This is a genomic window from Micromonospora sp. DT48 (assembly GCF_049844495.1).
GTDB lineage: Bacteria > Actinomycetota > Actinomycetes > Mycobacteriales > Micromonosporaceae > Micromonospora.
Map to the genome: position 1 here is coordinate 193838 of NZ_JBNCLE010000004.1, position 25666 is coordinate 219503.

Genomic DNA, 25666 nt, shown 5'->3' on the forward strand with positions numbered 1-25666 from the left:
ATCCCGGAGAGAGAGACGAGATGACTCAGCGAACCGGCACCACCGCCACAACCCGGCGTCTCGCGGTCGCAGCCGCCGCCCTGCTGGCCGCGACCCTGGTGGCCGGCTGCGACGACAAGGCCACCCCCGAGGCGGCGCCACCGCCGGACCCGAAGCAGGAGTTGCTGGCGGCCGTGCCGGACGACCAGGACCCGGCCTTCCGTTTCACCACCAGCGACGCCTCGGGTGACGTCTCGGGGGTGGTCGACCCGGCGAACCGGGGCATGGACATCGACACCGTCACCAAGGACAAGGACTTCACCCTGGAGATGTCCTTCCGGATGGTCGAGTCGCGCACCTGGATGAAGGTGAACTTCAAGGGCGCCAAGGACATCCAGAAGCTGATGAAGCTGCCCACCAAGTGGATGGAGATGGACCCGGCGAAGATCGAGACCCCGGACGCGCTGCCCACCTACGAGGGCACCGACCCGGGCAACGCCGACGCCATCATCCGCGCGGCCACTGACATCCAGGCCGGTGAGCCGGGGACGTACACCGGCGTGGTGGATCTGTCCGCCGCGCCCGAGTTGACCGACGCGCTGGAGAGTTTGGCCGCGCTCGACGACGCCACCGCGCAGCTTCCGCTCAGCGCGGTGGTCGGTGCGGACGGCAACCTCTCGTCGCTGACCCTTCAGATCCCGGCGGTCGGTAAGAAGAAGGCGTCCGAGTACGTGATCGAGTACTTCGACTTCGGCACCGCTCCCGAGGTCGTCGCGTTCACCGACGACCAGGCGCAGCAGGCCCCGGACTCCGCGTACGACCTGATCAACGGCTGACCGGGGCAGCGCCCGAGCCGCAGCGGCGGGGCGGCACGCCGTTGTGCCACCCCGCCACCGATCACCGCCGGGTGCCGGGGCGAAGCGAGTCGCGCAGCAGGGACAGCCGGGAGGTGAGGCTGGCCAGGCCGCCGGGGAAGAAGTAGACGGCCAGGATGAAGACCGTGCCGAGCACGAACAGTGGCTCGGACAGTGGCCGACTGAGGAACGCCGGCAACGCGTCCACCGCGTCGGAGGTGCCGAAGGACACCAGCCGGTGATCGAGGTACATGTAGCCGATGCCGCCCAGCACCGGGCCCCACCGGGTGCCCGGACCGCCGAGGACCACCATCACCAGCAGTGACAGGGTCAGCTCGCTGCCGGTGATGTGCGGCGAGGCACCGCCGACGATCAGGCAGTACACCACCCCGCCCGCCGCCGCGAGACCACCGGCCAGGGTGAAGGCGACCAGCTTGAACCGGTACGGGTCCAACCCGAGTACGCCGATGCGGCGCTCGTCGTCACGCAGCCCGGCCAGCACCCGACCGGTCGGCGAGGCACTGACCCGGTGCACCACCAACACCACCACCGCGAGATACGCCAGCGCCAGCCAGTACAGGTTGACCGTGTTGGCGACCCCGACCAGCCCGTCCGGCAGCCCGGCCACGTCCAGCGGCAGCCCCTCCTCACCACCGGTGAGCCCGCCGAAGTCCCGGGCCACCAGGATCGCTCCGACCTGCGCGAACGCCAGCGTCACCATGGCGAAGGCGATGCCGACCGTGCGCAGTGCCACCGCGCCGAGCAGGCCGGCGAGGATGGTGCCACCGATGATCGCCAGCGGCGCGGCCTGCCACAGCGACAACCCGAACCGGGTGATCAGGATGTCGGTGCCGTAGACCCCGGCGGCGAAGTACAGCGCATGGCCGAAGGAGAGCATCCCGGTGCGCCCGAACAACAGGTCGTAACCGGCCGCCAGACCGCCGAAGACCAGACACACGGCGAGCAGTTGCAGGGTGCCCGGCGAGTTCAGCGCCCCTTCGAAGATGCCGGGCAGGTGCAGCGTCGAGTACGGCAGGAGCAGCGCCACGGCCAGCGCGACCAGCGGCAGGAACGGGCGCAGCCGACCCCAGCGGCTCGTTGCCTCGGTCAACTCGCCGGGCACCGCCGCCGGGGGTGCCGGAACCTCGGGACTCTTGACCTCGGTCATGCCGTAACCGCCTTTCCGGCGATGCCCTGCGGACGCAGCAGCAGCACCACGGCCAGCAGCGCCACCACGCAGATGTCACCCAGCCCGGAGGTGCCGTAGTAGTTGACGAACTGTTGCAGCAGCCCGACCGCGACCGCCGCGTACGCGGACCCGACCACCGAGCCCATGCCGCCGATGACCACCACGATGAACGCGAAGATCAGCAGCGAGCCGCCCTGCTGGGGCGAGACGGTGCCGAAGTAGACGCTGCCCAGCGACCCGGCCAGCGCCGCTGCCGCGCCACCGATGGCGAAGACCAGGGTGAACGCCTTGCGGACGTCGATGCCGAGCGCGGTGACCATCTCCCGGTTCTCCACCCCGGCCCGGATGATCAGGCCGTAGCGGGTCCAGCGGAGGAAGGCGAGTATCGCGCCGAGCACCAGCGACGCGGCGACGATCAGCAGCAGCCCTCCGTTGGGCACCTGTGCACCGAGGATCGGGGTCACCTCGCGGGTCCACGCCGGGCGCGGGAACGGTCGGGCGTCCGCACCCCAGGTGGCCTGCAACAACGCCACACCGGCGAGGGAGAGGCCGACGGTGACCAGCACCTGCTCGATGGTGCGCGAGTAGAGCGGCCGGATCAGCACCAGCTCCACCAGGATCGCCATCAGCGTGCCGGCGGCCACCCCGAAGGCGACCGCGACCACGAAGCCGAGGCCGTCGGGGCCGGCACCCGGCAGGTTCCCCGCCGCCCACCAGGTGGCGTACGCCCCGACGCCGAGGAACAGCCCGTGGGCGAAGTTGAGCACGTCGGCCAGACCGAAGACCAGCGACAGCCCGGAGGCGACCAGGAAGTAGAGGGCTGCCAGACCGAGGCCGGTCAGCGTCAACAGGATGATCGTGTCCATCAGCTGCCGTCCTCCGGGGCCGACGCGGAGCCGGCCGGGCGGGCGGCGACCTGGTCGACGGCCGCTTCGGCAGGCTGGTGATCGGCGACAGGCTGGTGGCCCTCGGCCGAGCCGACGCCGAGCAGGGACCGGGTCAGTGCGGTCTCCAGCAGCAGTTCCTGGGCGTCACCGGCCCAGGCGACCCGACCGGCGGCCAGCACCACCGCGTCCCGGGCCAGCCGCCGGACCACCGCCAGGTTCTGTTCGACCAGCAGCACCGGCACGGACTCCGCGACCCGTTCCAGCACCTCGGCCACCTCGGTCACCACCTTCGGCGCCAACCCCTTGGTCGGCTCGTCGACCAGCAGCAGTCGGTTGTCGTTGAGCAGCACCCGGCCGATGGCGAGCATCTGCTGCTGGCCCCCGGAGAGCGAGCCGGCCCGCTGCCGGGAACGCCGGTCCAGCTCGGGGAAGAGAGCGAACACCCGGTCGTACGCCGGAGTGCTGCCGCGCCGCTCGGCGAGCCGCAGGTTCTCCGCGACGGTGAGCCCGGCGAAGACGCAGCGGTCCTCCGGCACGTAGCCGAGCCCGCCACGGACCAGGCGGTGGGTCCGCTGGGCCAACAGGCTCTGGGCTCCCATCCGGACCGTGCCGCGCACCTCGCCGCCCGGTGGGGTCAGCCCCACGACGGCGCGCAGCGTGGTGGTCTTACCGACGCCGTTACGGCCGAGCAGCACGGTGACCCCGGTCGGGGCGACCGTGAACGACACTCCCTGGAGGATGTGCAGCCCGGCGATCCGGACCGACAAATCCTCCACGGTCAACACCGGTTCAGTCATGTCGGCACTCCGCTTCGCTCCGTGCCGACATGAGGCACCAGGACCCTGAGCCTGATGGTTCGCTCACTCACAGGGACTCCCCCAGGTACGCCTCTTGCACGGTCGGGTTGGCCATCACCGTCTCCGGTGTGTCGCAGGCCAGCAGCGCGCCGTGGTGCATCACGGCGATCCGGTCGGCCAGTTCGAGGATCACGTCCATGTGGTGCTCGACCATCAGCACCGCACGGCCGCTGTCGCCGGTCAGTGACCGGATCACCTGGACCAGTTCCGGCACGTCCTCGGCGCTGACCCCGGCCATCGGCTCGTCGAGCAGCATCACCCGTGGCTCGCCGGCCAGCAGCAGCGCGATCTCCAGCTTCCGTTTCTCGCCGTGGGCGAGGGTGCCGGCCAACGCCGTGCCCCGGTGGGCGAGGCCGACCCGGTCGAGCGCCGCGTCGGCGGCGGCGGCGACCTCCCGGTCGGCCGCCGCCCGCCGCCACAGCTTGAGCGAACCCCCGCGGTGTGCCTGCACGGCGAGCCGGACGTTCTCCCGCACGCTCAGCGAGCCGAAGACCGAGGACGCCTGGAAGGTACGCCCCAGGCCCAGCCGGGCCCGTCGGTACGGCGGCAGGTCGGAGATGTCCTGCCCGTCCAGGGTGACTCGACCTTCGGTGGCCCGGCGCAGGCCGGTGATCAGGTTGAACAGCGAGGTCTTGCCGGCACCGTTGGGACCGATCACGCCGAGGAACTCCCCGGGCGCCAGGTCCAGGTAGACGGAGTCGACGATGGAGACCTCACCGATCCGCCAGGTCAGACCGCGGGTGGCGAGCATCTCCGGTCAGCCCTTCATCGCCTGGACCGGGGGTGCGGTCTCGTCACCGGCGAGCGCCTTCTGGGCGGTCGCGGTGAAGGCGTCGCCGCTGCCGGTCAGACCCGCCTGGTACATCGGCTGGAGCAGCGCGTGGTCCTCGGCGCGGATGGTCATGGTGCCCTTCACGCTCTCGAAGCTCCAGCCCTCCAGCGCGGTGACCATCTTCTCCACGTCGTCGCCACCCTCGGCCGCGGCGCGGACCACCATCTGCGCGGCGGCGAACCCGTCGGGGTGGAACAGGTCGAGCGTGCCGCCGGGGACCTTCGCCTTCGCGGCCTTGGCCGCCTCGGTGTCGCTCGCGCCGTCGAAGTAGTGCGACAGGAAGGAGATCTTGGTGCCGGCGGCGCCGAAGGTGGGCCACGAGGCACGGATGTCCAGACCGGTGACGACCGTGGTGGAGGTGAGCACGCCCTGCTGGTCCAGGGTCTGCCACATCGCCGGAGCGGTGGTGCCGGCCCAGGCGACGAAGAGCAGGTCCGGCTTGGCGGACTTGATCTGGCTGGCGAACGGGGTGAACTCGGTGGCGCTGGCCGGTGCCCGGACAGAGCTGACGCTCGCGCCGGCCCCGCCGATCACCTCCTTGACCGCAGCCTCGTTGGCGTCGCCGAAGGCGCCGTCCTGGGCGAACACCACGACCTTCTTGCCGGCCGGGTCGCCGATGAACGACTTCGCGGTCAGCACGTCCTGGTACGACTGCCGACCGGACCGGAACGTGTACTTGTTCGCGCCGGTCACCGCGTCGGTGGCGGCCGGACCGGAGATGAACAGCACCTTGTTCTGTGCGGCGATCGGGGCGACCTGAAGCGCCACCCCGGAGGCCGTCGAACCGGCGATGATCTTGTTGCCCTTGCCGATCAGGTCCTTGGCCGCGGAGACCGCCTTCGCCGGATCACCCGCGTCGTCCACCTCGGTGATCTCGATCGCCCGATCGCCCACCTTGTTGGTGCCGTTGGTGGCGAAGTCCAGGCCGGCCCTGAACCCCTCGATGTACTGCTTTCCGTAACTGGCCAACGCTCCCGACTGGGAGTAGACCAGACCAACCTTCACCGGCGCGGCACTGTCGCCGCCGCCGCTTGCGGTGTCCTGGGGGCTGCCACAGGCCGTGGCGGCGATCGCCGCGGCCATCATCGTGGCGGCGGAGAGAACCACCCGCCGTGTCGTCCGGACCGTCATTGCGACTCCACGTGAGGACTCAGAGGAAGGAAAACCTTATGTGTCGGCTCACGCTAGAAGTGACGTCACCCACGGGCCATGTGGCGGAAACACACAAGTAACCGGGTTGGTGTGGCCAGCTGTCACAAACCTCGCCCGCTCAGTGGTGGTGGTCCGGCGTGGCGATGGGCCCGGCTCCCACGACTTCGGCCCGCCATGTGTCGCCTCCCCCCACGCTCCGGCCCCGCATCGGGAGCGCCTGTCCGCCCGGCGGCTCGGCTTCGGCGAGGTGGATCGGGCGTCCCGGCCAGCCGCCGCCCGGAGCCGGAGCGAGGCTGGTGGGGGATCCCGGTTCCGGCCCGGATGTGCGGGCGGAATCAGAAGATTGTCTGGTGCGTCGGCTTCTACGTCACCCGGTGCGGCTGGTGCCGCTGGTCTTCCTGGTGGCGATCCTGATCGGCACCGGCCTGTTGATGCTGCGCCCGATGACCGTCGAGCACCAGCGTCCCCCGTTCATGACCGCCCTGTTCACCGCCGCCTCGGCCATCTCGGTCACCGGCCTTACCGTCACCGATACCCCGAACTACTGGTCCGCCTCCGGGCTGGTGCTCATCACCGTGCTCACCCAGTTGGGCGGGCTCGGCATCCTGACCGGCGCCGCGCTGGTGATCCTCACCGTGTCCCGACGGCTCGGCCTGCACAACCGGATGCTGGTGCAGGCCGAGACCGCGGAGTACGGCCCCGGTGACGTACGCCGGCTGCTGCTGCGCATCGCCGCCACGGTCTTCGCCTGCGAGCTGGCGATGACGGTAATCGTCACCGGTCGGCTCTGGCTGGCCTACGACGAACCGTTCTGGCAGGCCCTCTGGCACGGCGCGTTCCACTCCATCCAGGCGTTCAACAACTCCGGCTTCTCGCTCTACCCCGACGGGCTGCTGGCCTTCGCCCGTGACCCGTGGATCTGCCTGCCGATATCCGTCGGCGGCATCATCGGCGGGCTCGGGTTTCCGGCCCTGTTCGAGGCGGCCCGCGAGTGGCGGCGACCGGGCCGCTGGGGAGTCGCCACCAAGTTGACCATCTGGGGCAGCGCCGCCCTGATGGTTGTCGGCGTGGCCGCGCTCCTGGCCGCCGAGTGGGACAACCCGCAGACCGTCGGTCGGTACGACGCTCCCGGCAAGGTGCTCGCCACGTTCGCCCAGATCGCGTTGGCCCGCACCGGCGGCTTCGAGGTGGTGTCGACCGACCTGCTCCGCGAGGAGAGCTACCTGCTGCTGATCTGGCTGATGTTCATCGGTGGTGGCAGCGCCAGCACCGCCGGTGGGATCAAGGTCTCCACCTTCTTCCTGCTCGCCTTCGTCATCTGGGCGGAGGTACGCGGCGAGCCCGACGTCACGGTCGGGCACCGCCGGATCGCCACCGCCAGCCAACGGCATGCCATCGCCGTCGCGCTGCTCAGCCTCGCGGTCGTCGCCGCCGGGACCACCGCGATGATCGTGATGACCGACAAGCTTCCGTTCTACGCGGCGCTGTTCGAGGTCACGTCGGCGTTCAGCACCACCGGGCTCTCGGTGGGCGTCCTGTCGTCCCTGTCGGACGGCGGTCAGCTGTTGCTGACCGTGCTCATGTACGTCGGCCGGATCGGGCCGCTCACCTTCGGCTCGGCGATCGCCCTGAACACCCGACACCGGCTCTACCGCTATCCAGAGGAGCAACCCATTGTTGGCTAGGAATCCAGACGACGGTGGCATCGCCGTGATCGGGCTCGGCCGGTTCGGCAGCCACCTGGCCGAATCCCTCTCCGCCCTCGGTCACGAGGTGTTGGCCGTCGACCGCGACGCCCATCTGGTGCAGAAGTGGTCGTCACTGCTCGATCAGGTGGCACAGGCCGACTCCACCGACGAGCAGGCGCTGCGTCAGCTCGGCCTGGGCGACCTCGGCCGGGCGGTGGTGGCCATCGGTGCATCGGTCGAGGCCAGCGTGCTCACCGTGCTCGCCCTGGCGGAGTTGGGCGTACCGCAGATCTGGGCCCGGGCGACGTCGGCCCAGCACGCGAAGATCCTCTCCTCGGTCGGCGCGCACCACGTGGTCTTCCCGGAGGCGGAGACCGGTGAGGGGCTCGCCCACCTGATCGTGAGCCGGATGCTGGACTCGGTGGAGTTCGGTGAGGCCTTCGCGGTGGCGCGGATCCGCGTACCGCCACCGCTGCGGGGTCACCGCACCAACGAGATGCGGCTGCTGGACCGCTACGGGGTGCGGGTGATCGGGATCCGGCGCCCCGGCGAACACCGCTACCGGTACATCGCGGACGACCTTGAACTCGACGAGGACATGATCCTCATCGTGGAGGGCACCATCGAACAGCTCCAGCGTTTCGCCGCGCTGTCCTGACCGGCCGGCTCAGCTGCCGGCACCCTTGCCGGGCTTCTTGCCCGGCTGCGGCTTCGCCCCGCCCTTCGCCTTGCCGTCCTCCGCCTTGGGGTCCTTGGGTTTGGGTTCAGGCTTGGGCTTGGGCTTGTCCGGCTTGGGCTTGGCCTTCTCCGGCTTGGGCTTGGCCTTCTCCGGCTTGGGCTTCCCGCCGGGCTTGGCGTCGCCGGAGCCGACAGAGCCCGCCTTACCGGCCGTCGCCTTCACCGTCTTGGCCGACTTGGTGGGTGCCGGTTTGGTGATCGGCGCGCTGCCCGCCACCCCGGAGACCTGTACCCCGCACACCGCCGTGCCGACCCGGAACTCCACCGGCAGCGGGTTCGTCCCGGAGTAGCGCCCGGTCAGGTTCAGCTTCTCGGTGGCGCCGGGGGCCAGCACGGGCCGCTGCGGAGCGGGCTGCACCGCCACCGCCCGACCCTGCTGCCGTACCGGCATCGGTGTCGCCGCGGTCACCTGCTGCTCGCCCGGGAAGGCGAAGCTCATCGTCCAGTCACGCAGTTCACGGTCACCGGTGTTGGTCAGGCTCAGCTCCGCGGTGAAGTCCTTGCCGGAGTCCTTGCGCAGCGCGTACGTGACCTGGCAGGGGACCCCACGCTCCCCGCCGATACGCGCCTGGGTCGGCTGGTCGATCCCGCCGCTGGCGGGGCTGTGCGAGGTGACACCCCAGACCGCCGCCGTGATGACCATCAGCCCGGCGGCAGCCGCCACCGCCTCGATCCGGCGTCGGCGGCTCAACCCGCGACGAGTACGCAGCCCGGCCAGCGGCAGCGCGTCGGTCGCCGCGGACCAGGGCAGGATCGTGGTGCCGGCGTCGGCCAACGACTCCGGACCGGTGTCCCCGGTACCGCCCGCCACCGGCACGGTCGGCACCTTCCCGGCCGCCTCGGCGAGGGTCCGGGCCAGCTCGGCGGTGGCCGGTCGATCCGCCGGCAGCTTCGCCAGACACCGGTGAACGAGATCGACGACGTTGCCGGGCAGCCCCGGCACGTCGGGCATCGGATCCGGCTCCCGGTACATGTGCGCGCGCAACATCTGCGTGGTGGTGTCGGCCTGCCAGGGCAGCCGACCGGTGAGCATCCGGTACAACAGCAGCCCGACCGCGTAGCCATCGGTGGCCGGACTGACCTGCCCGTTGTCGAGTCGTTCCGGGGCGAGGTACGCCGGTGTGCCGAGCAGCGTGCCGTCGGGCCCCTTCTCACTCTCGCCGATCAGGGCGGAGATGCCGAAATCGACGACCTTCACCCCGGTCGCGGTGAGCATCACGTTGCCGGGGGTGACGTCACGGTGCACCACACCCCGGGCGTGCGCGGTGGCCAGCGCGGAGGTGACCTCGGCCGCCACCGACACCGCCTCCCGCCACGGCAGGCGTCCGTCGCGGGCCAACCGCGCGGTCAGCGGAACACCGTCGATCAGCTCCATCACCACGTACGGCACGGTCACGCCGTCCCGCTCGGACTCGCCGTAGTCGTACACGTTGGTGATGTTGGGATGGCACAACCGGGCGGCGGCCTGGGCCTCGATCCGGATCCGGTGCCGGAACGCCCGGTCGCTGGCCAGTCGGGACGCGAGGACCTTGACCGCCACCTGCCGGCCGAGCACCTCGTCGTAGCCCCGCCAGACCACGGACATGCCGCCCGCGCCGAGCTGCTCGATCAGCCGGTACCGCTCGCCGAGCAGATCCGCTCCGCCGCTAACCCCACCACCCATGGTCGGCGTTGTTGCCCGACGTGAGGCCGCCTACACCTTTCTGGTCTGATTCGGTCACCGATGTCACCCGATCAGGCGGTGGCGAGCAGTTGGTCCACCGGGGCGTAGTCGTCGGTCAGCACCAGCGCGTCACCGACGAAGTCCGTCAGGTCGCCGCCACTGAGCAGGCTGACCGGTTCGTTGGCGTCGTCGAGGCGGGCACGCACCGCAGCCAGCGGCAACGGCGCGTCGGAGGCCACGACGAGGAAGTTGGCGCCCCGCTCACCGGCCAGCGCCTCGGGCGGTGCGATCAGCGCGACATGGGCGAACTCGGCGGCGACGGTGGCCATCTCGCTGCGGATGAACCGCAGCGGGGGGTAGTCGATGACGTTCTGGACGTAGACCCCGCCCGGCCGGGTCACCCGCCGGATCTCCGCGGCCATCTCCCGGGTGGCGAGGTGCCAGGGCACCACCAGGTGCCCGAACGCGTCGCCCACCACGAAGTCCCGACTGTCGGTCGCCTCGGCGGCGACGAGCAACCGGGCGTCACCCACCACCGCCCGCAGGTCCGGCCCCTGGCGTACGCCGAGTCGCCGCTCCCCCAACTCGACCAGCCCGCCGTCGATCTCGAACACCAGGTTGTCGGTGCCGGGCCGGGTGGCGGTCAGGTAACGCGGCACGGTGAACCCGCCGCCGCCCAGGTGCAGCGCGTCGAGCCGCTGACCCGGCGGGGCGAGCACGTCGGCCACCGCGCCGATCCACCGGGTGTACGCGTACTCCAGGTGGGTCGGGTCGGCCAGGTCCACGTACGAGTGCTGGGCCGAGTTGAGCAGCAGGGTCCGTCCGCTGGCCCGGCCCGGGTCGGTCTCGACGCGGGCGCAGTGGTACGCCGTCTCCACGTCGCAGGGGTTCGGGGCGACCATGGTCAGCCCGGCCCCGGCCAGACCGAGCACCGCCAGGGCGGCCTTGACCCGGGCCGGCCCGGGGAGGGCGGCCCGGTCCTGCCGGTGCAGGTACACACCCAACGCGATACCGACGACGCCGAGGGAGGCGGCCAGCCCGAACAGGATGACGGTGCTGGGCAGCGCGGCCACCAGCACGAAGCCGGTGACCAGGGTGGCCGTGACCGCGCCGAGCGTGCCGATGCTGGAGAGCCGGCCGACGACCTGGCCGGTGCGGCGCAGGTCGGCGAGCTGGAGCTTGATCACCAGCGGGCTGACCGAGGAGAGCAGCATCGCGGGCGCGAACACGGCCACCGCGACCAGCAGCAGCACCGCGCTGGCCGCACCGCCGCGCAACACCTCACCGGCGTACCGCACCGCCGGCAGGGTGATCGCGGTGGCGATGCCGGAGAGCACCAACGCCGGGGCCAGCAGCGTACGCGGGTTGCGCCGATCGGCCAGCCAGCCGCCCGCCCACGCCCCGTACGCGATCGCCGCCAGCGCGATGCCGATGACCGAGCTGGTCACCTGGAGGGTCACCCCGACGTACGGCCCGACCAGGCGCAGCGCGGCGGTCTCCAGCACCAGGACGGCACCGCTGGAGTAGAAGACCAGGAACGCGGCGAGCCCGTTGGGCAGCGCCCGGGGCGCCTCCACCAGGGAGGGCGTGGACCGGGCCGCCACGTCAGGCGATGGAGAGTTCATCGTGGCGATGGTACGCAGCGATTCACCGCGCGTACGTCAATGCATCGAAAGATGAACATGGTTCGTGTGGTCGGCGGCCGGGCTGCCGCTCCCGCTGTACGCCCGCCAGCCGGTACCGGGGTGCCAGATCTGGCGATACCAGATCACGTAGAGCACACCGAGCCGGTCGGCGTTGCGGACGTGCCAGGCGGCCAGGCTGTCGCCGTACGACTTGTCGCCACCGGTCGCCGAGCGGTTCTCGAAGCCGTTCGGGGCGGCGGAGAAGTCGCAGGCCCGCCCCTTGGGGTGCTCGCCGGAGCCACCGCTGCGGTAACAGGAGACGTGCCGCTTGTAGCCGGCGGCCTGGGTCTGCTGCAACGCGTGCAGGGTGCGTGGCGTGATGCAGCCCGAGGTGGTCGGGTCGTTCACCGAGCACGACTCGCTGGGCCACGATCCGTCGGAGTTGCGAGGTGCCGGTTTCGCCGACGTCGAACTGCCGCCGCTGAACCCGCCGCTGGTACCCGAGCTGACCGCCGCCAGCGCCGCCTCGGCCTCCCGCTTCTTCTTCGCCATCACCGCCAGCTGCTTGGTCTGCTCGCGTACCTCGGCGTTGATCGCGAGCTTGGCCTGCCGGGCCTGCTCCCGCGCCTCGGTCAGCTCCCGGACCCGGCGGCCGTCGCGCTGGGCCATCATGTCGAGGTTGGCGGCCCGCTGCACGAACGCCTCCGGGGTCGCGCTGTCCAGCAGCGCGGCGGCCGGGCTGAGCCGGCCGACCCGGTAGGACTGCGCGGCCACCTCGCCGACCAGCGCGGTCAGCTCCTCCAGCCGGCCTTCCATCTCAGACAGCTCCTTGGCCAACTGCTTCTGCCGCTTCTTGGAGCCGTCCAGCTTGCGCTTCGCCTCGATGTGCGCCTTGGCGGTGGCCTCCAAGGCGTCTCGCAGCTTCTTGCTGCCGCCCTCGTTAGGCTCGGCGTACGCCGGCACGACGCCCACGCCGAGCAGCAGTGCCACGGCGGCGAGCAGGGCGATCAGCGGCCGGTGGGCGCGCCGCATGACGGGCATGGACCTGCGCACGAAAGCATCCTTTCGTCGGCCGCCGACCCCCGAGAACTCACTGCACGGCGGCGACCCTCGCCGGCGCCGATCGGCGGCCTGCTGGCGGAAGGCCGCCGGTCAGAATACCGGAACCAGCCCGGTCGGCCACTGTACCGATCGCCACCTCCCGACTCTCGTCGACCCTCCGCGACGATCCCCTCACCCTGCGCACCACTCGCGGCGACCCGTCGCGTTGCCGCCGCTCGGCCGGGAGGTGTCAGGAGGGCAGCAGGGCGGCGTGGACCGTGTTCCACACCTCGTCGTTCACGGCGACCAGCAGGCCGTGTTCCGAGTTGGCCGGGTGGTAGTCCGTACCGTCCAGCCGACGTGCCACGCCACCGGCGGCCCGCACCAGCAACGTGCCCGGCCCGTGGTCCCAGGGCAGGGTCCGCCCGAACAACACGAACTGCTGACGGCCGGTGAGCACATCGAGATACTCGCGGCCGGCGCAGTGCTGCCCCGGCAGCAGCTCGCCGAGCCGCGCACCGCCCGCCTCCACCCTGCGCCGGGACGGACCCGGCAGGTACCGCGTCATCGCGGCACCCCGCAACTCGCCCATCGGCGGGGCCTTCTCGGGCAGGTGCAACTGCTGACCGTCCAGGTACGTGCCCTCACCGCTGCGGGCGGTCGCCAGCGCGTCGGCCAGCGGGTCGAAGACCCAGGCCGCCACCGGCTCGCCGTCGGTGAGCAGGGAGACCATCAACGCGAACGGGCGACGCCCGGCCGCGAAGTTGCCGGTGCCGTCGACCGGGTCGACCAGCCACACGTCCCCGGAGGCGCGCAGGTGACGCAGCAGGTCGGGATCGTCGGCCACGGCCTCCTCACCGACCACCACCGACCCGGGACGCAGCCGGAGCAACCCGGCGCTGATCATTTCCTCGGCCCGCCGGTCAGCGATCGTGACCAGCTCACCAGGAGCCTTCTCGATCACGTCGGCGTCATCGAGATGGCGGAACAACGGCAGTACGACGCGGTCGGCGGTGTCCCGCAGCAGTCCGGCGACGTCGTCGAGCAGGGTGTCAGCCACGCGGCGGCAGCTTCACCACGCTGACGAAGAACTCGTCGATCTGCCGGACCACCGAGATGAACTGCTCGAAGTCGACCGGCTTCGTCACGTACGCGTTCGCGTGCAGCTGGTAGCTGCGCAGGATGTCCTCGTCGGTCTGGGAGGTGGTCAGCACCACCACCGGGATCCGGCACAACTCCGGATCCCGCTTGATCTCCTCCAGCACCTCCCGGCCGTCGCGGCGAGGCAGGTTCAGGTCGAGCAGGATCAGATCCGGCAGCTCGGCGTCCGCATACCTGCCCTCACGGCGCAGGTAGGCCAGCGCCTCGGCACCGTCGGAGACGACGTTGAGCCGGTTACGCAGCTTGTGCTCCTCGAACGCCTCCTGGGTCATCAGCACGTCGCCCGGATCGTCCTCGACCAGTAGCACCTCGATCGGGCTGTTGCCGTCCGCCGGCGCGGTCATCCCACCGCCTCCTTCATGTGGCCTGTCCCACCGCCGGACTGTGACAGGCCAGCGACGGCCGAAGGGCGCTCCATTCCGCCGCCGGCCTCGGCGCCGACGCTACCGTCATCCGCCCCGCCCCCGTCATCGGGCCGGTCCGACGCCGGGTCCGTCCCGCCTTCCACCGAATCGGGCCGGTCCACCTCGGCGGTACCCGTGTCGGTCGCGGCCTGCACGTCGGCAGGCAGCGCGGGCAGCGTGAAACGGATCGCCGTCCCCTCGGGCACGTCCGTGTCCACCCAGACCCGACCACCGTGGTACTCCACGATCTTCTTCACGATCGCCAACCCGATCCCGGTGCCCGGATAGGCGTCCTTGGCGTGCAGCCGCTGGAAGATGACGAAGATTTTGTCGGCGAACTCCGGCTCGATCCCGATGCCGTTGTCCTGGCAGGTGATCTCCCAATCTTCGCCCACCAGGCGGGCCGAGACGTGCACCTTCGGCGCGACATCCGCCCGACGGAACTTCACCGAGTTGCTGACCAGGTTGACCAGGAGGTTGGTCAGCAGGGGCTCCTCGCCGCGGATCACCGGCAGGTCATCCCAGGTCAGCTCGGCGTCGGCGTACTGCCGGGCCGGCTCGGTCTGCGCCGCCACCTCCTCCATCAGGCGGTTCAGGTCGACATCGGTGAAACCCGCGGTGAGCCGACCGATCCGGGAGAACGCCAACAGGTCGTTGATCAGCCGCTGCATCCGCTGCGCACCGTCCACCGCGAAGGCGATGTACTGGTCGGCCCGCTCGTCGAGCTGCCCGGCGTAGCGCCGCTGGAGCAGCTGGCAGAAGCTCGCCACCTTACGCAGCGGCTCCTGCAGGTCGTGCGAGGCGACGTAGGCGAACTGCTCCAGGTCACGGTTGGAGCGGGTCAGCTCCTCGGCCTGCTTCTGCAACTGGGTGTTGACCCACTCGATCCGCTCCCGCGCCTCACGCACCTCGGCCAGGTCTGCGGCGATCTTCTGCCGCATGGCGTCCACGTCCTTGCCGAGCCGCCGGAACTCGCGCGGACCGGCGCCGGTGATCCGGTGCCCGTAGTCGCCGGTGGCGACCTGCCGGATCTGCCCGGCCAGCCCGGTCAACGGGCGGATCACCATCCGCTCCAGCGAGGTGAGCAGCACCACCCCGGCGACCAGCACCACCAGCGCCGCGACGACCAGCAGCAGCACCAGCAGGTTGCTGGTCTCGCGGACGTCCGTCGCGGTCTCCTCGCGGACGTCGAGGATCCCCTCCTGGAGCACCTCCACGGCGACCCGGATCTGATCGAACTGCTGTCGGGACTGGTCGGTGAGCAGCTGTCGACCGGCGGTGGTGCCGCTGACCTCGATCGCCTGGATGACCGGCAGGGCGACCGACTGCCGCCACTGCTCGGCCCGCTCCCGCACCGCTTCGAGCTCGTCGTACAGCTGCGGGTAGGTGGCCAGCAACCGGTTCATCGACGTGACCAGTTCCTGCTCCCGCTGCCGACCGGTGTCGAACGGGACCAGATCGTCCCGATCGCCGGTCAACGCGTACCCCCGGATCGCGGTCTCCTGGTCGATCAGGACCGCGAGCAGTTCCTGGGACTGGGCGCGCAGCGGGCCGGTCGTGTTGAGCACCGCGTCGATGTGTGCCCGGTTCCGGGTGGCGACCACCGCCTCCGCGCCGGCCACCCCGATCAACAGCAACGCGACGACCGCGACCAGCATCGCCAGCCGGCCACGCAAACTCCAGCCGGCGCTCGTGGACGTCACCGGCCACCACCCCGGGTGACCAGCAGCATCGCCACGTCGTCGGCGAACGGCCCGTCGTTGAGCTGCTCGGCCCGGCCGACCAGCCACGCCGGCAGATCCGGCAGCGGAACCACCCGGCCGGCCGGCTCGCTGAGCAGCCGGGTCAGGCCCGGCACGTCGAGACGTTCGTCGCCCGCACCCACCCGGCCCTCGATCAGACCATCGGTGTACATCAGCAGTGACCAGTCCTCGGTGTCGAACTTCAGGTCGAAGGCGACGGGCCGGCGTGGCCGGACACCGAGTAGCAGACCGCCCGGCGCCGGCACCGGCGTAACCCGCCCACCGGCGAGCAGCACCGGCGGCGGATGGCCGGCCAACCGCACCGTCGCCTGGTTGGCGTTGAGGTCCAGCCGCGCCGTCGCCACGGTCGCGAAGATCTCCTGAAGCCGGCGCTCGCTCATCAGCACCTGTTCGAGCGCGGGGAGCACCTCGTCGTCCGGCACCCCGGCAAGGATCAGCGCCCGCCAGGCGACCCGCAGTTCGACGCCGAGGGCCGCCTCGTCGACGCCGTGCCCACAGACATCACCGACGATCAGATCCACCCGGTCGGGACGGGTCTGCACCACGTCGTAGAAGTCCCCGCCGATCAGGGCGGCGTGCCGACCGGGCCGGTAGAAGGTGTGTACCGCGATCTCGTCGGTCGACATCAACGGCTGCGGCAGCAGACCGCGCTCCAACCGGGCCGACTCGGCCTGGCGCAGTTCCACCTCGCGCAACCGGCGGGCATTCTCGTCGGCCCGCTTACGCTCCACCGCGTAGCGCAGCGCCCGGGTTAGCAGCACCCCGTCGACCTGGCCCTTGACCAGGTAGTCCTGCGCTCCCTCGGCGACCGCCACGATGCCCAGGTGCTCGTCGGTGCGCCCGGTGAGCACACAGACGGCAGCGCTGCCGGACATCTCCAGCACCTGCCGCAGCCCGTCCAGCCCCTGCGCGTCGGGCAGACCCAGATCGAGCAGCACGCAGTCGACGTCCGCGATCCGCCGCCGGGCCTCACGCAGGCTCGTCGCCACCACCAGGTCGATGCCGGAGTTCGTCTCGGTCAGCAACTCGCCGACCAGGAAGGCATCACCCTCGTCGTCCTCGACCAGCAGCACGCGCAGCCGCTCTCCGGGGGGCAGGTTCGGGTTGCTCCCCAGCCCTCCCTGCGGGTACGGCCACGACACGACGGAGGGGCCGGCCGGGCCGGTCCCCCGGGTCGCTGCCGCGATTGGCGGAAGATCGCTGGTGATGTCGGGCTCCTTCCGAGTGCCCTGCTGATCCTGTATTAGACAACGTTCGCACACAACACGACGGAGCGCCCTCGGGCGGCATGTGAGGATGACGGGCACCCCCGAACCCCCCGCAAGGAGTCACCAGTGGGCGCACCCCCCAGCCCCGCCGCCGACCGTGCTCTCGCCCGGCCACGTCGACGTGCCCTCGCCGCACTGGCGGCACTCGTCGCGCTCGTCGCCGTCGGCACGAGCGCCCTGCTCGACCTGCGTCCCCCGACGCCCCGACCGGCCGACGCCCCGGCTGGTGAGTTCAGCGCGGCCCGCGCGTACCCGCATGTGACGCAGGTCGCCGGACGGCCGCACGTCGCGGGCAGCGCGGCCAACGACGAGGTCCGGGTCTATCTGGAAGGCGTACTGCGTGGCCTCGGGCTGCAGACGCAGGTCCAGGACACCGTCGCCGAGGAGGCCGGACAGCTCAGCGGCGCGGCCGGTGGCGCCACTCTGGCCCGGGTACGCAACGTAGTGGCCCGACTACCCGGCACCGACCCCACCGGCACCGTGTTCCTGGTCGCGCACTACGACGCGGTGCAGACCGGGCCGGGCGGCAACGACGACGCCGCAGGGGTCGCCACCATCCTGGAGGTGGCCCGCGCACTGACCGCAGGTCCGGCACCCCGTAACGACGTCGTCCTCGTCCTGACCGACGCCGAGGAGGCGTGTCTCTGCGGTGCCTCGGCGTTCGCCTCCGAGCACCCGCTGGCCGCCGGTAAGGGAGTGGTGCTCAACCTGGAGGCACGGGGGCGCACCGGGCCGGTGATCATGTTTGAGACATCGCCGGAGAACGCCCGCCTGATCGAGGTCTTCGGTCGGGCCGCGCCGCACCCGGTGGGCACCTCGTTCGCCGTGGAGGTGTACCGGGCGCTGCCCAACGACACCGACTTCACCGCCTTCCTCGACGAGGGGTTCCTCGGGCTCAACTCGGCGTACCTCGACGGGGGCGCGACCTACCACACACCGCTGGACACCCCCGCCTCGATGGACCGGGCCAGCCTCCAACACCACGGTGACAACGCCCTCGGTCTCGCCCGGGAGTTCGGGCGGATCGACCTCGCCGACCTACGCGCCGGTCACGACGCCACCTACTTCCCCGTTCCCGGCGGCCTCGCCCGCTATCCCGGCTGGTTGGTGCTGCCGTTGGCGCTGCTGGCGCTGATCGGCGTGGTCGTACTCGGCTGGTTGGCCCGACGTCGAGGCCGGGTCACCGGCGGCGGACTGGCCGCCGGTTTCGGCCTGGCCCTGGTGCCGATCGTGGTGGCGCCGGTCGGCGCGCAGCTGCTCTGGGCGGCGATCCTCGCCGTCCGGCCGGGCAACGCCGAACTGCTCGACCCGTACCGGCCGACCTGGTACCGACTGGCCGTGCTGGCGCTCGCCGCCGCCGTCGTGTTCGCCTGGTACGCGCTGAGCCGACGGCGGATCGGCCCGGCCGCCCTGGCCATCGGCGGGCTCGGCTGGCTGGCGTTGCTCGGCCTGCTGCTCGCGATGCTGGCACCCGGCGGCGCCTACCTGGCGACGCTGCCCGCCCTGGCCGGGGCCCTCGGTGGGCTGGTGGCACTGACCACCCGCCTCGACGGTCCGGTACCGGTGATCGCGGTGACCGTCGCGGCCGGGGTCGCGGTGATCATGCTGCTTCCCACCGTGGTGCTGCTCTTCCCCGCGTTGGGCATGGCGATGGGCGGCGTCGCGGCCCTCTTCGCGGTGCTGCTCGGGCTGGCCGCGCTCCCCGTGATCGACCTGTTGCACCCGCAGGCGGGCGGCCAGCGAGGCATGGTGGCGGTACGCGCCCGCCGGCTCGGCGCCCTACCGGCCGGGGCCGCCGCACTGGCCGCGGTGGTCCTCGCCGGGGTCGGCGTCGCCGTCGACCGCTTCGACGCCGCACACCCCGCGCCCACCCACCTGATGTACGCGGTGGACACCGGCACCGGCCAGGCCCGTTGGCTCAGCCGCGAGACCGGGCCACAACCTTGGACCGACGAGTACGTGGACGGTCCCGTCGAGATCACCGACGAGTTCCCGGGGATCGGCGGGCGCGAGCTGCTCGGCGGCCCGGCGCAGCCCGCCGACCTGCCCGCACCCCGGCTCGACGTGGTGGCCGACACCACCGCCGCCGGTCTGCGTACCGTGTCGCTGCGGCTCACCCCGCAACGCCCCGTACGCCTGGTCACCCTGCACGTCGACACGTCCACCGCGACCGTACGCGCCGCCCAGGTGGCGAACCGGCCGGTCCCGGTGGAGGAACGTGCCGGCCGGTGGGGCTTCGGGATCGTCTTCCACGCCCCGCCACCGGAGGGAATCGAGATCACCCTGACCGTCGAGCCGAAGACGCCGCAGTTGGCGCTGCGCGCGATGGACGCCAGCGACGGTCTCGACGCGGTCCCCGGATTCCGCCCCCGTCCACCGGACGTCGGCGTCGTCGGCTCGCACACCTCCGAGATGCTCGCCGTCGCCCGCACCTACCCGCTCTGACCCGTCTGCGGCACTACTTCCAGCGGAAGTGGACGAAGAGGCGACCGAAGTTCTTGGAGTCCTTCTCGACGCGGTGGTAGAGCTGCTTGACGTCCTTCTGGTCGAGGAAACGCAGCACGCGCTTCTTGAGCTGACCGGAACCCTTACCGGGGATGATCTCGACGAGGGTGGCCTTCTTGGCCACCGCCTCGTCCATGATCCCGCGCAGCGCGCGGTCGATGTCGTGGCCCTTGTTGAAGATGTCGTGCAGGTCCAGCTTCAGCTTCATGCCACGTCCACCGTCCGGTCGGCTGTCATGCGGCCCATGGTAGGCAGGTCGCCCGCCGGGCCGGGACGTCGAGAGGGGCAGCCCGACCGGGCTGCCCCTCTCGACGTGGGTCCGGGTCAGCGACCGCTGGCGACCCGGGTCTCGACCCGGCGCAGGGCCGAGGTGTAGTCGTCGTTGGACGAGTGCATGGCCGCCGCGATGCGCAGGTGGCGCAGCGCGTCGGTGTACCGGTTGAGCCGCTCCAGCGTCCGGCCCAGCACGTGGTGGGCGTAGTGGTCGCTGGGGTTACGGTCGACCAGTTCCCGCAGTTGCTGCTCGGCCCGGCTGAGCTGGGCCGACTGGAAGTACGCCCGGGCCAGCAGCTGCCGCACGGCGGCGTTGTCCGGCTCGGCTTCGATGATCGGTTCGAGCAGCCGGGCCGCGCTGCCGGGGTCACCCGCCTCGAAGAACAGGGTCGCCCGTCGGTACTCGGCCAGAAGATCCATGCCGCCACCCCCTCCGTGTCGCACCACTGCTCCGACGCTGGCACAACACCGGCGATACCGCGACTGTTCCCGACCGCCCTTCTCCGCCTGCCGGACCGCCTCCTACACGGTGGCGAGGTCCCAGGCGCGAACACCACCGACGATCCCGGCGCTGTTGGGCACCACCACGACGTCGTCACCCATCCGGGTGAGCTGCTCGGGGCGGATCCGCCGCGAGTTGCCGCCGCCCAGGTAGAGCCGGTCCCAGCGGAAGACCGGCCGCAGGCCCTCCACCACCTGCCGGATCCGCCGGGACCAGAACGCGTCACCCAACCGGCGGCGCTCCGGTTCACCGACGTACGTGTCGTAGGTGGTGCCCCAGCGCACCGGCGCGTGGGACAGTTCGAGGTGCGGGGCGAGCACCCCGCCGTCGAAGAGGGCGCTGCCCAGCCCGGTGCCGAGGGTCAACACCAGTTCGCAGCCGGTGCCGGCGACCACCCCGGCACCGTGCACCTCGGCGTCGTTGAGGACCAGTGTCGGCAGGTCGAACGCGGCCGAGAGCGCACTACGCGCGTCGAATCCGGACCATTCGGCGAGCAAGGCGGGGTCGACGCGGCTGCGCGGGCCCGACCGGGTCACGTAGTGCGGGGTGGCCACCACCACGCCGTGCCGGATCATGCCGGGTATCCCGACCGTCACCCGACCGGCCGCCGGGAGTCGTGCACCTAGTTCCACCAGGGTTTGGACGAACAGTTTCGGCGGCAGGGGGTACGGCGTCGGCACCCGCATCGGCTGGGCCCGCATGGTGCCCGCGCCGTCGAGGACCGACGCTTTGATCCCGCCGCCCCCGCAGTCGATCGCCAGAGTGGTCAACACGAACGTGAGTCTGCCTCGTCCCGGTGGTCGGCCGCTCGGCGACGGATGGCTCGCCCGTTCGTGCGGTTGCCGCGTCGACGAGAATTCCACGGACAACCAGCGCATACCGGTCAACTATCCGGGTAACGGGCGGGCCGGAGGTGGCCGGTATGGTCGCGTTGGCACACACCCCGCCCTCCGCCGAGCGACTGCGGGCGGTGGACGGGTTCCTCACCGAGGCGTGGGCGGAGCAGGCCCGCCACGACGAGCGACTGCGTACGCTCGGCGTCGACGTCCGCTTCGACCGGGGCGTCGCCCACCTGACCGGCGAGGTCGACGAGCCGGCCCAACTACGACTGGTACGCGAGCAGATCGGCCGGCTGGCCGGCGTCTTCGGCGTCTGGTGCCGGGTACGGGTGGGTGGCCGCGACCCGGTGGTGGTCGACCTGGGCTGCGGTGCCACCAAACAGTGGCCGGGCAACCTCGGGCTCGACATCTTCCCCGCGCCCGGGGTGGACGCGGTCGCCGACCTGTCCGGCTCCCTGCCGCTGGCCGACGACTCCGTCGACGTGCTGTTCGCGGTGCACATCCTGGAGCATCTGATCGACTTCCTGCCCCTGCTGGACGAGTGCCACCGGGTGCTGCGCCCCGGCGGTGTGCTGCACGTGATGAGCCCCTGGTGGGGTCATGTGAACGCGGTGGCCGATCCGACCCACGTACGGCTGTTGGACGTGCAGACCATCAAGGGCGTCTGCCTGATGCGACCGCCGGGAACTCCGCGCTGGTATCCACTGCACGCCAGCAGCGACGGTGCCTCCATCTTCGCCGACCTCACGCCGTTGGGACCGGACGACGAGGGCCCCTCCACCAGCCATCTGGCCCGCTTCTTCGACTGAGGACCTCGCCAGATCCCTGGACATCGGTCGATGTCCAGGGCATTCGTCTGTTTCAGCACAGGTCACCAATATTTCTCGCGGGTAACACCGGCGGGCCGGGTCATTGATCGAAAATCATCGAACCCCGGCAACTCGCCGGTAATCAGTGCTCCACCGCACACCCCCAGCGGAGGTATTGACCGTGCATCGACGTTTCGCCACCATCCTCGCCTCGGGCGTACTCGCGCTGCTCACCGCCCTCGCCGTGGCTTCCCCCGCCACGGCGGCCGTGACGCCACAGCAGAAGCTGTCCGTACTGTCCAGCTGGACCCAGACGAGCGTCAGCAGCTACAACGCCTGGTACTCCGCCCGACAGAACCGGGCGCCCTGGGCGGAGTACAACTTCGACTGGTCCACCGACTACTGCTCGTCCAGCCCGGACAACCCCCTCGGGTTCAAGTTCGACATCTCCTGCGCCCGCCACGACTTCGGCTACCGCAACTACAAGGCGGTCGGCCAGTTCAGTGCGAACAAGTCGCGTCTCGACAGCGCCTTCTACGAGGATCTGAAGCGTTCGTGCGCCAACTACAACTCCGTCGTCCGACCGGCCTGCCTGAGCCTGGCGTGGACCTACTACCAGGCGGTCTCCATCTTCGGGTCGGTAGCCGCTGTCCAGCAGTCCGACATCGACCGGGCGGCTCGGATGAAGGCTGACGCCGAGCGTCGCGCCGCGCTCTGACGAACACCGAGGGACGCCCGGCCAGCAGCGTGGCCGGGCGTCTTCGGCGTCTCAGGCGTGCTCGGTACGGCGGTCGGCGGTGCTGGTCTGGCGCGGGGCGGAACGAGACGCCCCGGTCGCGAACCGTCCCGAATCGGCCGCCAGGTCGGGATGCTCGACACCGAGCGCCAGCGCGACCGCCTCGTCCAGCCCCAGTTCGGCACCCTCGCCGTACGCCTCGTCGAAGACGGCGTCACCCAGCACCCGCCGCAGCTCCACCTGCCGTTGCGTCCAGTACGCCTCGTAGATGCCGGGGGTCGACCGCAGGCCCGCCCGGGTCGCCTGGGCGGCACCGAAGAGTCGAGCCGCGGTCAACGGGTGGCCACCGAGGGCACAGCGCACCGCGACGGCGTTCAACGTGTCGCAGGCCCGCCCGTGGAAGCCGTGATTCATCCGCGAGCGCAGCGCCACCAGCAGGTGTTCGTGCGCGGCCACCAGGTCGCCCCGAGCCAGCGCGACCATGCCGAGCAGCATGTCCACCGAGCGTCGGCCCCGGTCCACCGGCCGGGCGGCCTCCACCGGCCGGGCCGCACCGAGCAGTTCCGCCGCCTCGTCCAGCGCGCCCCGCCGCCACAGCAACTCGGCCAGCCGGAACACGGCGAACAACGCCTCCGACTCGACGCCCTGATCCCGCGCCCAGTCGATGACCTCCCGGCAGACCCGCTCCGCCTCGGCGAACTGTCCCATGTCGACAAGTGGGGCGGCCCGACCCGCGAGCACCCGGGCCAGCAGGCCGGCGTCACCGGCCTGACGGGCCGCCGCCTCGGCCCGCTGCGAGTACCGCAGTTCCTCGCCGAACTCGCCGTCGCCCCCGGCGTGCAGCGAATGCATGTGGTAGGCCGCCGCCAACTCGTCCTCCGGGACCACCTCACCGGTCTCGGCCAGCCGTCCGTATAACCGGAACAGCCAGAGGCGTCCCTCCCGGGCCAGTCCGCGCTCCCGCCACCACTGGTCCAGCCCTCCGGCCAGCCGCAGGCCCGCCCGCGCGCTGCCACCCGTGGCGCACCAACGCAGCGCGGCGCGCAACTCCCCGGCGAGGGGATCGAGCGCGTACAGCGAGAGCGTCACCGGCTGCCCGCCCGGCCCGAGACGCGCCCGCTCCAGGGCGTGCGCCGACCAGGCCACGTGCCGGTCCCGGGCGGCCTGCTCCTCGCCGGCCTCGGCGAGCCGGCGCGCCGCGTAGGCCCGGATCGGGTCGAGCATCCGGTACGTGCAGCCGGCCGCGTGCGGCTCCGCCAACACCATGGACTTGTCGACCAGCACCGACAGCGGGTCGAGCGGGTCGTCGTCGAGCAGCCACTCCACCGTCGGCAAGTCGACCGGGCCGGCGAAGACCGCCAACCAGCGCAGCAGCCGCGCGGCGCGCGGCCCGAGCGTGCGGTAGGACCACGTCACCGTCGCCTGCATGGTCAGGTGCCGCTCGACCGCCGAACGCGCCATCGCCCGGGTGGCCGACATCGAGGGGTCGGCCCCGGCCGCCGCCGCAGCCAGGTCGACGGTGTCCCGCTGGCTGCCGGCGTTGTCCCGCTCGGCCGGTGGGGTCAGCGAATCCACCCGCCCGGCGTCCAGCGTGCCGAGTACGTCGTCGAGACGCTCGGCGAGCTGCCCCACCGAGAGCACCCGCAGCCGGGCCGCGGCCAGCTCGATCGCGAGCGGCAGGCCATCGAGTCGGCGCACCACCCGCCGTACGTCGGCCAGCTCGGACGGGTCGGGCTGCCGCCCGCCCCGCGCCGCCGCCGTACGGTCCACCAGCAGGGCCACCGCATCGCTCTCGGTGCCGTCAGGGGCCGGGTCGACGGACAGCGGCGGGATCCGCCACACCACCTCACCCGGCAGCGCCAGCGGTTCCCGGGTCGTCGCCAGCAACCGCACCCCGCCACCGCCGGCCAGCAGCCGGGACACCGCCTCGGCGCAGGACGCCGGCTGCGCGTCGCAGGTGTCGAGCACGATCAGCATCCGGCGGGAGGCGGCGTACTCCACCAGCGTGTCGACCATCGGGCGGCCCGGCTCCGGACGCAGCCCGAGCACGGCGGCGATCGCGAACGCGACCAGCCCGGGGTCGGTGACCGCGGCGATGTCGACGAACCAGACCCCGTCCGGGTACTCGTCCACCAGGTCGGTGGCGAGTTCCACGGCCAACCGGGTCTTGCCGCTGCCACCCGCACCCAGCACGGTGACCAGTCGGTGTCGAGACACGAGTCGCCGCAGCTCGGCGCGTTCGGTCTGCCGGCCGACGAAGGTGGTGACCTGGATCGGCAGGTTGTGCGCCGCCGCGTCGGCGGTACGCGGCCGCGGAAACTGCAACTCCAGGCCGGGCGCGACGAGTTGGAAGAGCCGCTCCCGGTCGTCGAACCCCCGCAGCCGGTGCAGCCCGAGGTCGAGCAGGGAGGCTCCGGCCGGCAGTGGGTCGGCCCGCCGCGCGGTGGCAGCCGAGCAGAGGATCTGCCCGCCGTGCGCGGCGGCGGCGACCCGGGCTGCCCGGTGCACCTCCGGGCTGGCGTACTCCCCGTCGCGTGGCTCCGCCCAGCCGGTGTGCAGTCCCATCCGGACCCGAGGGGCCGCCTCGGGCGTCGGCCATTCGTGTTCGCCCAGGGCCCGCTGCGCCGTCAGACACGCGGTCAACGCCGCCGTGGCGTCGTCGAAGGCGAGGAAGAACGAGTCGCCCTCGGTCAGCAGTTCCGCGCCCTCGGTCGCCGCGATCGTCCGGCGCAGCAGCCGCCGGTGCTCGGCCAGCACCGGTCGATAGCCGGGCCCGAGCAGCTGCGCCAACCGGGTGGAACCTTCGATGTCGGTGAAGACGAACGTCACCCAGCCGGTCGGGAGTTGGATCCGTGGCGGCATGCGTGGAACCTCCCCCCTGGTCTCGGCACCATACTTCCC

At 71.4% G+C, this 25666-nt stretch carries 22 protein-coding genes; 6 read left to right on the forward strand and 16 right to left on the reverse strand.

Translation table 11 applies throughout. The features are described from left to right. The first annotated feature begins 20 nt into the window (after positions 1-20). On the forward strand, positions 21-815 hold the full coding sequence (locus tag ACLQ2S_RS01630) for a hypothetical protein (RefSeq protein WP_155214514.1): 795 nt from the start codon (positions 21-23) through the stop codon (positions 813-815). Between the two features lie 61 nt (positions 816-876). Here ACLQ2S_RS01630 and ACLQ2S_RS01635 read toward each other — a convergent pair whose 3' ends face one another. The 5 genes from ACLQ2S_RS01635 to ACLQ2S_RS01655 all read right to left on the reverse strand — a co-directional run bounded on the left by ACLQ2S_RS01635 (position 877) and on the right by ACLQ2S_RS01655 (position 5729). Further along, a complete protein-coding gene (locus ACLQ2S_RS01635; RefSeq protein ID WP_155214513.1) occupies positions 877-2001 on the reverse strand; it encodes a branched-chain amino acid ABC transporter permease in 1125 nt (374 codons plus the stop codon). Continuing rightward, entirely contained in the window at positions 1998-2888 is an 891-nt protein-coding gene (locus ACLQ2S_RS01640; RefSeq protein WP_425700966.1) for a branched-chain amino acid ABC transporter permease, read from the reverse strand. Before ACLQ2S_RS01640 ends, ACLQ2S_RS01635 begins: the two co-directional genes overlap by 4 nt. Then, a complete protein-coding gene (locus tag ACLQ2S_RS01645) occupies positions 2888-3706 on the reverse strand; it encodes an ABC transporter ATP-binding protein (RefSeq protein WP_425700967.1) in 819 nt (272 codons plus the stop codon). Before ACLQ2S_RS01645 ends, ACLQ2S_RS01640 begins: the two co-directional genes overlap by 1 nt. A gap of 67 nt (positions 3707-3773) precedes the next feature. Then, positions 3774-4517, reverse strand: coding sequence for an ABC transporter ATP-binding protein (locus ACLQ2S_RS01650; protein ID WP_099849466.1), 744 nt, complete (start codon positions 4515-4517; stop codon positions 3774-3776). 6 nt (positions 4518-4523) lie between these two features. Beyond that, positions 4524-5729, reverse strand: a complete 1206-nt coding sequence (locus ACLQ2S_RS01655) for a substrate-binding domain-containing protein (RefSeq protein ID WP_425700968.1) — start codon at positions 5727-5729, stop codon at positions 4524-4526. Between the two features lie 371 nt (positions 5730-6100). Here ACLQ2S_RS01655 and ACLQ2S_RS01660 point away from each other — a divergent pair, with 371 nt between their 5' ends. Together ACLQ2S_RS01660 and ACLQ2S_RS01665 are read left to right on the forward strand one after the other, a co-directional pair. Next, complete coding sequence (locus ACLQ2S_RS01660) at positions 6101-7435, forward strand: TrkH family potassium uptake protein (protein ID WP_425700969.1); 1335 nt, start codon at positions 6101-6103, stop codon at positions 7433-7435. After that, positions 7425-8096: a potassium channel family protein gene (locus ACLQ2S_RS01665; RefSeq protein WP_155214509.1), complete on the forward strand. Its 672-nt coding sequence runs from the start codon at positions 7425-7427 to the stop codon at positions 8094-8096. The genes ACLQ2S_RS01660 and ACLQ2S_RS01665 overlap by 11 nt, the downstream gene beginning before the upstream one ends. Positions 8097-8105: 9 nt before the next feature. Here ACLQ2S_RS01665 and ACLQ2S_RS01670 read toward each other — a convergent pair whose 3' ends face one another. From ACLQ2S_RS01670 to ACLQ2S_RS01700, 7 genes are all read right to left on the reverse strand, one after another. Then, entirely contained in the window at positions 8106-9839 is a 1734-nt protein-coding gene (locus ACLQ2S_RS01670; RefSeq protein WP_425700970.1) for a serine/threonine-protein kinase, read from the reverse strand. Positions 9840-9910: 71 nt separating this feature from the next. Then, positions 9911-11464: a fused MFS/spermidine synthase gene (locus ACLQ2S_RS01675; protein WP_155214507.1), complete on the reverse strand. Its 1554-nt coding sequence runs from the start codon at positions 11462-11464 to the stop codon at positions 9911-9913. A 36-nt stretch (positions 11465-11500) separates the two neighbouring features. Then, positions 11501-12505: a coiled-coil domain-containing protein gene (locus tag ACLQ2S_RS01680; protein WP_155214836.1), complete on the reverse strand. Its 1005-nt coding sequence runs from the start codon at positions 12503-12505 to the stop codon at positions 11501-11503. Positions 12506-12755: 250 nt separating this feature from the next. Then, the gene (locus ACLQ2S_RS01685) at positions 12756-13565 is read right to left on the reverse strand and encodes an inositol monophosphatase family protein (protein WP_309222460.1); all 810 of its coding nucleotides are present in this window, start codon (positions 13563-13565) and stop codon (positions 12756-12758) included. Next, positions 13558-14010 carry a response regulator gene (locus ACLQ2S_RS01690; RefSeq protein WP_155214506.1) on the reverse strand — a complete coding sequence of 151 codons (453 nt, stop codon included), beginning with the start codon at positions 14008-14010 and terminating at the stop codon, positions 13558-13560. Before ACLQ2S_RS01690 ends, ACLQ2S_RS01685 begins: the two co-directional genes overlap by 8 nt. Then, positions 14007-15773 carry a sensor histidine kinase gene (locus ACLQ2S_RS01695; protein WP_309222459.1) on the reverse strand — a complete coding sequence of 589 codons (1767 nt, stop codon included), beginning with the start codon at positions 15771-15773 and terminating at the stop codon, positions 14007-14009. The genes ACLQ2S_RS01690 and ACLQ2S_RS01695 overlap by 4 nt, the downstream gene beginning before the upstream one ends. Further along, positions 15770-16975: a PP2C family protein-serine/threonine phosphatase gene (locus tag ACLQ2S_RS01700; protein WP_425700971.1), complete on the reverse strand. Its 1206-nt coding sequence runs from the start codon at positions 16973-16975 to the stop codon at positions 15770-15772. Before ACLQ2S_RS01700 ends, ACLQ2S_RS01695 begins: the two co-directional genes overlap by 4 nt. A 192-nt stretch (positions 16976-17167) precedes the next feature. Between ACLQ2S_RS01700 and ACLQ2S_RS01705 the strand changes: the two genes are divergently transcribed. After that, a complete protein-coding gene (locus tag ACLQ2S_RS01705) occupies positions 17168-19546 on the forward strand; it encodes a M28 family peptidase (RefSeq protein ID WP_309222457.1) in 2379 nt (792 codons plus the stop codon). Between the two features lie 13 nt (positions 19547-19559). Here ACLQ2S_RS01705 and ACLQ2S_RS01710 read toward each other — a convergent pair whose 3' ends face one another. From ACLQ2S_RS01710 to ACLQ2S_RS01720, 3 genes are all read right to left on the reverse strand, one after another. Continuing rightward, entirely contained in the window at positions 19560-19814 is a 255-nt protein-coding gene (locus tag ACLQ2S_RS01710) for a Smr/MutS family protein (RefSeq protein ID WP_013736060.1), read from the reverse strand. Between the two features lie 116 nt (positions 19815-19930). Continuing rightward, a complete protein-coding gene (locus ACLQ2S_RS01715; RefSeq protein WP_155214505.1) occupies positions 19931-20299 on the reverse strand; it encodes a tetratricopeptide repeat protein in 369 nt (122 codons plus the stop codon). A gap of 102 nt (positions 20300-20401) precedes the next feature. Next, positions 20402-21154, reverse strand: a complete 753-nt coding sequence (locus ACLQ2S_RS01720) for an ROK family protein (RefSeq protein WP_309222456.1) — start codon at positions 21152-21154, stop codon at positions 20402-20404. A gap of 149 nt (positions 21155-21303) precedes the next feature. On the opposite strand from ACLQ2S_RS01720, the gene ACLQ2S_RS01725 reads away from it, so the two are divergent. Together ACLQ2S_RS01725 and ACLQ2S_RS01730 are read left to right on the forward strand one after the other, a co-directional pair. Then, complete coding sequence (locus ACLQ2S_RS01725) at positions 21304-22029, forward strand: methyltransferase domain-containing protein (protein WP_155214504.1); 726 nt, start codon at positions 21304-21306, stop codon at positions 22027-22029. A 181-nt stretch (positions 22030-22210) separates the two neighbouring features. After that, on the forward strand, positions 22211-22747 hold the full coding sequence (locus ACLQ2S_RS01730) for a phospholipase (protein WP_309222455.1): 537 nt from the start codon (positions 22211-22213) through the stop codon (positions 22745-22747). Positions 22748-22798: 51 nt separating this feature from the next. Here the strand turns inward: ACLQ2S_RS01730 and ACLQ2S_RS01735 are convergent, their stop codons facing one another. After that, entirely contained in the window at positions 22799-25627 is a 2829-nt protein-coding gene (locus tag ACLQ2S_RS01735) for an ATP-binding protein (RefSeq protein WP_155214502.1), read from the reverse strand. Positions 25628-25666: the final 39 nt, after the last annotated feature.

What these genes read in the sequence shown, in the direction of transcription:
- ACLQ2S_RS01630 (WP_155214514.1), top strand. Translation starts at nt 21, where the DNA reads ATGACTCAGCGAACCGGCACCACCGCCACAACCCGGCGTCTCGCGGTC.
- ACLQ2S_RS01635 (WP_155214513.1), bottom strand. Translation starts at nt 2,001, where the DNA reads ATGACCGAGGTCAAGAGTCCCGAGGTTCCGGCACCCCCGGCGGCGGTG.
- ACLQ2S_RS01640 (WP_425700966.1), bottom strand. Translation starts at nt 2,888, where the DNA reads ATGGACACGATCATCCTGTTGACGCTGACCGGCCTCGGTCTGGCAGCC.
- ACLQ2S_RS01645 (WP_425700967.1), bottom strand. Translation starts at nt 3,706, where the DNA reads ATGACTGAACCGGTGTTGACCGTGGAGGATTTGTCGGTCCGGATCGCC.
- ACLQ2S_RS01650 (WP_099849466.1), bottom strand. Translation starts at nt 4,517, where the DNA reads ATGCTCGCCACCCGCGGTCTGACCTGGCGGATCGGTGAGGTCTCCATC.
- ACLQ2S_RS01655 (WP_425700968.1), bottom strand. Translation starts at nt 5,729, where the DNA reads ATGACGGTCCGGACGACACGGCGGGTGGTTCTCTCCGCCGCCACGATG.
- ACLQ2S_RS01670 (WP_425700970.1), bottom strand. Translation starts at nt 9,839, where the DNA reads ATGGGTGGTGGGGTTAGCGGCGGAGCGGATCTGCTCGGCGAGCGGTAC.
- ACLQ2S_RS01675 (WP_155214507.1), bottom strand. Translation starts at nt 11,464, where the DNA reads ATGAACTCTCCATCGCCTGACGTGGCGGCCCGGTCCACGCCCTCCCTG.
- ACLQ2S_RS01680 (WP_155214836.1), bottom strand. Translation starts at nt 12,505, where the DNA reads ATGCCCGTCATGCGGCGCGCCCACCGGCCGCTGATCGCCCTGCTCGCC.
- ACLQ2S_RS01690 (WP_155214506.1), bottom strand. Translation starts at nt 14,010, where the DNA reads ATGACCGCGCCGGCGGACGGCAACAGCCCGATCGAGGTGCTACTGGTC.
- ACLQ2S_RS01710 (WP_013736060.1), bottom strand. Translation starts at nt 19,814, where the DNA reads ATGAAGCTGAAGCTGGACCTGCACGACATCTTCAACAAGGGCCACGAC.
- ACLQ2S_RS01715 (WP_155214505.1), bottom strand. Translation starts at nt 20,299, where the DNA reads ATGGATCTTCTGGCCGAGTACCGACGGGCGACCCTGTTCTTCGAGGCG.
- ACLQ2S_RS01725 (WP_155214504.1), top strand. Translation starts at nt 21,304, where the DNA reads ATGGTCGCGTTGGCACACACCCCGCCCTCCGCCGAGCGACTGCGGGCG.
- ACLQ2S_RS01735 (WP_155214502.1), bottom strand. Translation starts at nt 25,627, where the DNA reads ATGCCGCCACGGATCCAACTCCCGACCGGCTGGGTGACGTTCGTCTTC.